Source organism: Nostoc sp. NZL (assembly GCF_015714705.1).
Taxonomy (GTDB): Bacteria; Cyanobacteriota; Cyanobacteriia; order Cyanobacteriales; family Nostocaceae; genus Nostoc; species Nostoc foliaceum_A.
In genome coordinates, this window is record NZ_WBKL01000162.1 from 23,929 (window position 1) to 29,928 (window position 6,000).

10 protein-coding genes are annotated in these 6,000 nt (G+C 40.2%); 3 read left to right on the top strand and 7 right to left on the bottom strand.

The features are described from left to right. Positions 1-289 precede the first annotated feature (289 nt). The 3 genes from F8R90_RS23405 (at position 290) to F8R90_RS23415 (ending at position 2,253) form a co-directional block, all read left to right on the top strand. Positions 290-730: a hypothetical protein gene (locus F8R90_RS23405; RefSeq protein ID WP_196512669.1), complete on the top strand. Its 441-nt coding sequence runs from the start codon at positions 290-292 to the stop codon at positions 728-730. 113 nt (positions 731-843) lie between these two features. Continuing rightward, the gene (locus F8R90_RS23410) at positions 844-1,365 is read left to right on the top strand and encodes a hypothetical protein (RefSeq protein ID WP_196512670.1); all 522 of its coding nucleotides are present in this window, start codon (positions 844-846) and stop codon (positions 1,363-1,365) included. 249 nt (positions 1,366-1,614) lie between these two features. Continuing rightward, positions 1,615-2,253, top strand: a complete 639-nt coding sequence (locus F8R90_RS23415) for a histidine phosphatase family protein (protein WP_196512671.1) — start codon at positions 1,615-1,617, stop codon at positions 2,251-2,253. Between the two features lie 265 nt (positions 2,254-2,518). On the opposite strand, the gene F8R90_RS23420 is transcribed toward F8R90_RS23415, so the two are convergent. From F8R90_RS23420 to F8R90_RS23450, 7 genes are all read right to left on the bottom strand, one after another. Continuing rightward, positions 2,519-2,884 (bottom strand): hypothetical protein, encoded by a 366-nt coding sequence (locus tag F8R90_RS23420; RefSeq protein ID WP_196512672.1) that lies wholly within the window; start codon positions 2,882-2,884, stop codon positions 2,519-2,521. 415 nt (positions 2,885-3,299) lie between these two features. After that, a complete protein-coding gene (locus F8R90_RS23425; protein ID WP_196512673.1) occupies positions 3,300-3,647 on the bottom strand; it encodes a hypothetical protein in 348 nt (115 codons plus the stop codon). Between the two features lie 31 nt (positions 3,648-3,678). Then, positions 3,679-4,131, bottom strand: coding sequence for a hypothetical protein (locus F8R90_RS23430; protein ID WP_196512674.1), 453 nt, complete (start codon positions 4,129-4,131; stop codon positions 3,679-3,681). 19 nt (positions 4,132-4,150) lie between these two features. Further along, positions 4,151-4,570, bottom strand: a complete 420-nt coding sequence (locus F8R90_RS23435; RefSeq protein WP_196512675.1) for a type II toxin-antitoxin system VapC family toxin — start codon at positions 4,568-4,570, stop codon at positions 4,151-4,153. Next, the gene (locus F8R90_RS23440) at positions 4,567-4,839 is read right to left on the bottom strand and encodes a hypothetical protein (protein WP_196512676.1); all 273 of its coding nucleotides are present in this window, start codon (positions 4,837-4,839) and stop codon (positions 4,567-4,569) included. The genes F8R90_RS23435 and F8R90_RS23440 overlap by 4 nt, the downstream gene beginning before the upstream one ends. A gap of 47 nt (positions 4,840-4,886) precedes the next feature. Continuing rightward, positions 4,887-5,111: a hypothetical protein gene (locus F8R90_RS23445; protein ID WP_196512677.1), complete on the bottom strand. Its 225-nt coding sequence runs from the start codon at positions 5,109-5,111 to the stop codon at positions 4,887-4,889. Positions 5,112-5,409: 298 nt separating this feature from the next. Beyond that, positions 5,410-6,000, bottom strand: a 591-nt coding sequence (locus tag F8R90_RS23450) for a tetratricopeptide repeat protein (RefSeq protein ID WP_196512678.1), incomplete at its 5' end; no start/stop codon positions are given.

Here is a 6,000-nt window from a genome sequence, read left to right on the forward strand (position 1 = left end):
GGATATAAATGGGGTGGATTCCACTTTTGCAAAAAAGGATGAAGTATTTAAGATTCAACGCTATACCCCTTTCTTCTTTTCTTAGCAAGCGTGGAAAGTTAAAGGGCTAGCTTGGATTGACAGAAATCTTGTAGAGACGTAATTTATTACGTCTCTATATTCCAGAATAAAATTATTATAAATTAGAGCAATAACCTCTATATGTTCCAAGTTTATAAATGCAAGCGTTAGTTTGAATATCCAACCCATTCTATTTGTTGTTTAAAGTCTTTTTTCAGGAGGTCAAAGAATGATTCTGTTTCAGCAAAGTCGCAAAATATTGGCGACTTTCCTTTTAATCGGAGTAATGATAATAACTACCGCCTGTGGTGGTGGTGCTGTGTCACAACTTGACCGTCCAACTACCCCCTCAGCAATTAGTCGAGATGTAACTTATGCAGAGTTAGAGCGAGGCAATACCCCAGGAGGACAAAGCTTTGGTACCTGGGTTGTGCAAACATCTCGCGGATTAGTTCAGGACGCTTATGTTCGTGATAACAACAAACTAGGTGTTGTGATTTCCCCTAAAGTTAGTCCTAACGAAGTGCGACCATTAGCAAAATCATTGGTTCAAGGTTTTCATAAAAACTTCCCCAATCAAGACTTAAAGGTTTTGATTTATGCGCCTGATAAGCAATTGATTTTGACTACCGAATATGACACTCAGACTAATCAAGTTAAATATAGCTAAGTGCTGTATTTGCAATAAGAGCTTGAAGAGAGTTTGATGAATTGGGATTTGGATTTATAGCTTGGAAATACCATCTCTCAAAATAAATTGACGGCAAAAAGGAGATAAGTAAAGTGGCCAGCAGCGAACAGTATAAACGTCAAATAATGAAAGATTTGGCTCAGGGCGATGTTGAATCTTTAGATGATACTACAGCCGAATCAACAGCAGAATATCAAAATTTTGATGATTTCGCTCAAAGGACAACACCAGATCAACGTCGGCAGTTATTTGGTCGATCTTTACATCCAGATCGGATACCAACCAGCCAAATGGAGCCAGAATTACAACAGGCGATCGCACAAATTAAACCCAATGAACGGGATGATGTAGCAAGAGCCTTTTTCAAGCACTTGAAGGAAAGAAAACTAGACGAGAAGCATCTAGAGCAACAGTTGGGACTATCTACACACCACCCCAGCCGTATGACTGCTGATGATGTTAGCAAACTAGCGTCTTTTGCCTATCACAACCATCCCGATATTTTCCGCGAAGTGCTGGCGGAGCAACCAGGGATTATCAAGTTTCTCAGTAATCCTGTAGTGGCAGGTATTATTGGAATTGCGGCGGCTAAGTGGTTAGGTAGTCGCAAGTAACTTCTGAATTTTAAGTTTGGAGGATGACTAAGAGATTAGGTGGGTATTACCCACCTTTATTTTTGATCAAAATGACCTAAATCAGCGATCGCACAATGGCAATTTCTACGACGATCCTAACTGCGGCAACTTTGCCCTGAAAATTATTCAAAATCTCAAAAAATTATAGTAATATACCACAGGCATTAACTATCTTCAGCTACATCTGATTGTTAACGCTCTTAAATTTACAATCGATGAGAATATACCGTGAGCCTAACTCTTTATTTTCTCCGTCACGGACAAACAGAATGCAGCCGCAATAATTCCTTTTGCGGTTCCATAGACTCAGAACTTACACCAGAAGGGTTGGATATGGCAAAGGCTTTTGCTGACGCATATAGTTATATCCCTTGGACAGAAATATTTTGTAGTCCAATGCGACGAACTATATTGACAGCAAAACCCTTATGTGCAGCAATAGGGATGGAACCACAACTCAGAGATGGTTTAAAGGAAATCAACTATGGCAAGTGGGAAGGAAAAACGCCAGAAATAATTAGCCGTGAATATCACGATGATTATATTCGCTGGTCAGCAGATCCGGCTTGGAATGCTCCAACTGGTGGAGAAATGGCTGTGACAATTGCTTCTCGTGCCTTGCAGGTGATTGAAGAAATCAAGCAAAATTACACTAGTGGTAATGTTTTAGTTGTTTCACACAAAGCAACCATCAGAATTATTCTGTGTAGTTTACTAGGGATTGATGTGGGACGCTTCCGTTTTCGTTTAGGATGCCCTGTAGCTTCAGTCAGTATTGTAGAATTTACCTCACATGGGCCGCTGTTAAAGCTTTTGGCAGACCGTAGTCATTTGGATGAGCAGTTGCGGAATTTACCAGGAACGTGAGGGGTTACTTGCATCGCATTGCTTTCACCAAGGGATCATTTTAGGGATTGAAAGCTACAGGCATTGATTTCATACCTTTCACCAGAAAAAACCATATCTGATCACAATTTTAGTCACTACAATTGCATCGATTTTATCAAGCTTTGGGAGAGGAAAAGAAGACTTGAACTAATAACTAATGGATTGACGCATTTGCTAACGAGTCTGCCTACATTAGGATTTACGCATAAAGATTTTGTGGGAGAATTGGTTGAAAAGTTTACTATTAACGCTGCCAATCATAGATTAATCGTCCATGACGATCACGAACCAGTTCCCATTCTCCACGACGATATGGTTGTCCGTGATAACGTACAGAGCGATAGCGTCGTCTATAATAATGTCGTCGATTCCGCTGGCGTTGATAATAATATTTTCCAGTCCGTTGCCGTCTATGATAACGTCGTCGAGTCCGTCGATGAGCTAATAAAAGCTCTTCACTTTGCTCTCCAACTAATTTTGTCTGTGCGTCAAGAGTGTGTTCCTTGAGAACATTATTTAGAGTATTATCCTTGGCTTCAGCCAAAGCAGGTGGATATATGAAGGCTAATAGCAGGAACACAATTGAGGATAGCTTTTTGAAACGGTTCACGTCTTTGCTTTCCCTAGACTATTGGTAATAATCTTATTTAATACTTAAGTTGAATAACTATATAGTTCAGAATTCACAAATTTGAGTAATGCGAAAGTATTAAAAGTACTTATATTAAATGTGAAAAAGTTCGAGTTTGTCAACTTTGGTAGAAGCAGCAATTCATCAAAACCACTCATTTCTATCAAGTGAACTTAGATTAATTAGTAGTGTCTTGTGGCTCCTAATTTTGTTTTTGTCAAGCAATATAATCATGCTGCTGACTCTGTACTGGTCAAGTATTTTGTAGACCCAATGTTTTAAGGCTGACGTGCTACTACGAATATTCTTAACCGAGCAGTATTGACTTCGGTGTTGGTTGGTTAAGGAAGAAAACCCAACATTTTCATGGCTTTGTTGGGTTTCACTCCTGGTATTAGACAGTTAACGGTTGCCCTTGTTCAATTGCAGCTTGCTCATTGGTTGATTGCTTAACTCTATTGAGCCATTTTTCAGCCTTTGAGTAGTTATCTTTTTCTACCTGTTGAATTGCTTGCTGGAAGTGCAATTGCACACCCCAAACATCTGCATGGAGACGGTTCTCTTTCTTCATGCGCTCAAAGAATTCTACTGCTTCGATGTGAGATAGTTCACCAATCGTTTTAGCGATCGCCATAAACACCTCAAATACATCATCTGCCATCTTGGCATCACCACAGACGTAGTAATTACATTGCGGATGATTCACGACATGCCAGAGTTCTTGGGCTTTTTCTTGCATCAAGCCCACTATGTTAGGAGTTAGAAGTTAGGAGTTAGGAATTATTATCTTTGTCCCCCTCACTTGTTAGCTCAGTATATTTGCAGTAAACGTTTATTCCAATTTTTAAAATATATAATACGACAATTGTTGCGATCGCAGCATCCATCGGTATTCCATTTACTGCTGCAACTGCCACCAGTGAGCCAATGATACTGTTGAGTAGAGAAGCACTACCAGGGTTCTTGGTGTATTCTTTAATTTTGCCCTGTAAACCATCATCACCACAGATTTCCGCGCGGATTTCATTGAGGGTCAGCTGTAAAAGAGATTTTTTGCCCCTACTATAATCTGTTTTGCCGACTTTCTCTTGCCAGAGTGCATCAAAACTGGCTTCTAGATTCCCGTTGTGGTGCTGTAGGGTAGTAAGTGCTTGTTGCGCTGGGGTGTCGTTTACGAGAAGTTGCTGAAGTTCTTGGATTTCGATAGGGGTTAATTGGGCATTCATATATATTTGACTTAATTATTTATGGAGTATTTGTTAGTTCCTGAATCAATTCTTCAGGTGTGATAATTCTAGGAATAGCAACTGGAAAATCTCTTGGGTTGCGAGTAATAATAGCATCTAAATGATTAAGTACCGCAGCGCTGTATTGAATAGCGTCTTCAAAATCTCTAAAGTTAAAGTTTAGTGCCATATTGATTGCGGTACTGTCTACGGTAGCGACACGGCAGAAGTTGACCAATTGCCTTAAATAAGTAAGTGTCCACTCTCGACCTCTTGCCCTACGGATGATGTAATACAAATCACTAAAAGTTGAGGCGGAAATATAACCTTCTACCTGTCCTTGCTCAACTACCACCAACACTTGTTCACTTGCCTCTAGAAAAGGTTCACGTTCAAGGGCATCATCTATAATGATGTTGGTGTCTAACAAGATTTTCACAGATTATGTTTCTCATTTAAAGCTTCCCATCGGGCTTGGTCTGGGTCAAAGTCTGGTGGTGTGGGTGGGGCATTTTCAAATAAACCTTCAAATGCTTTGACTTTAGACTTTCTTTTCGGCTTTTCTGGCTGTGGCTCAGTAGAAGTTTCCAAGGATGGAACTGGCTGCAAAATAATTACTTCCACTTTTCCAGGAGCAATATTTAGAGGTTCGTCAATAATTAAATGACCTGATTCGTCAATTGTGGCGTTCAGCTTGTAGGCTTGCATATTGCTTTTCCTCATCTATATATAATTAAATAATATTTCTGGCAATTTCACAGATTATGTTTCTCGTTTAAAGCTTCCCATCTGGCTTGGTCTGGGTCAAAATCAGAAGGCGTAGGTTGTGTTTTTTCAAACCAGCCTTGCAAAGCTTTGATTTTTGTTTGTCTCTTCGGCTTCTCTGGCTGTGACTCAGTAAAAGCTTTCAAGGATGGAACTGGCTGCAAAGTAGTTCTTGAATCAACGATCGCAGTTATAAGTGAATGTCTTGTCGTCACCAACATTACAACATTAAGTCTTAACGCTATAACATTAAGGCTTAATGCTATAACCTTAAGGCTTAACCTTATAACATTAAGGCTTAACGCTATAACCTTAAGGCTTAACCTCATAACATTAAGGCTTAATGCTATAACCTTAAGGCTTAAGGTTACGACATTAAGGCTTAAGGTTACAACTTTTTGACAAAAGCTTATGCGATCGCTCTTTAGGGTAGTGCGCTGTGTGCGATCGCAAGCAATGCTTAAACAAAACTTATGAATGATTTGACGTTGGCAATAAATCTTGCACTGCACCCTAAGACTCTGTTTCTAGCCTATCTCGCGCTGTCCAAATTGCCTCGCGGAACTCTCCAGCGCACTCTTCACCCCTCGCCTCGCACCAAATGGCTTGAAACTGCCTTTCACCTAACTGCTTGAGCATACGGGCTAATTCATTGATATAATGACCAATCCAAACTTTATGATGCTTTATTTCAATGGCTAAAGCATGAATGTAAATTTGCAAAGCCTCAGCGTAATTTTCTTGAGCTTCTAAAACCCTTCCCCATTTACCCAATGTTTGTGAAGCCTTACGCCAATCGCGGAATTGCTCAAAAACTTTATAGGTTTTTTGATAATAATAAACAGCCACATCAAACTGCCGTTGTTTTTGGGCTACCATGCCCAGGTGGTGATATTCACCAGCAGCACTGTACAAATCCCCGGCATCTTCATATATCTTCAGCGCCTTGTTGTAGTAATCAACAGCCACATCAAACTGCCGTTGCTCTTCGGCTACCCTGCCCAGGTGGTGATATTCATCAGCAGCACTGTACAAATCCCCGGCATCTTCATATATCTTCAGCGCCTTGTTGTAGTAATCAACAGCCACATCAAACTGCCGTTG

Excerpts from the sequence above, each read along its gene's own strand:
- F8R90_RS23440 (WP_196512676.1), bottom strand. The coding sequence starts at position 4,839 with ATGCAAGCCTACAAGCTGAACGCCACAATTGACGAATCAGGTCATTTA.
- F8R90_RS23405 (WP_196512669.1), top strand. The coding sequence starts at position 290 with ATGATTCTGTTTCAGCAAAGTCGCAAAATATTGGCGACTTTCCTTTTA.
- F8R90_RS23430 (WP_196512674.1), bottom strand. The coding sequence starts at position 4,131 with ATGAATGCCCAATTAACCCCTATCGAAATCCAAGAACTTCAGCAACTT.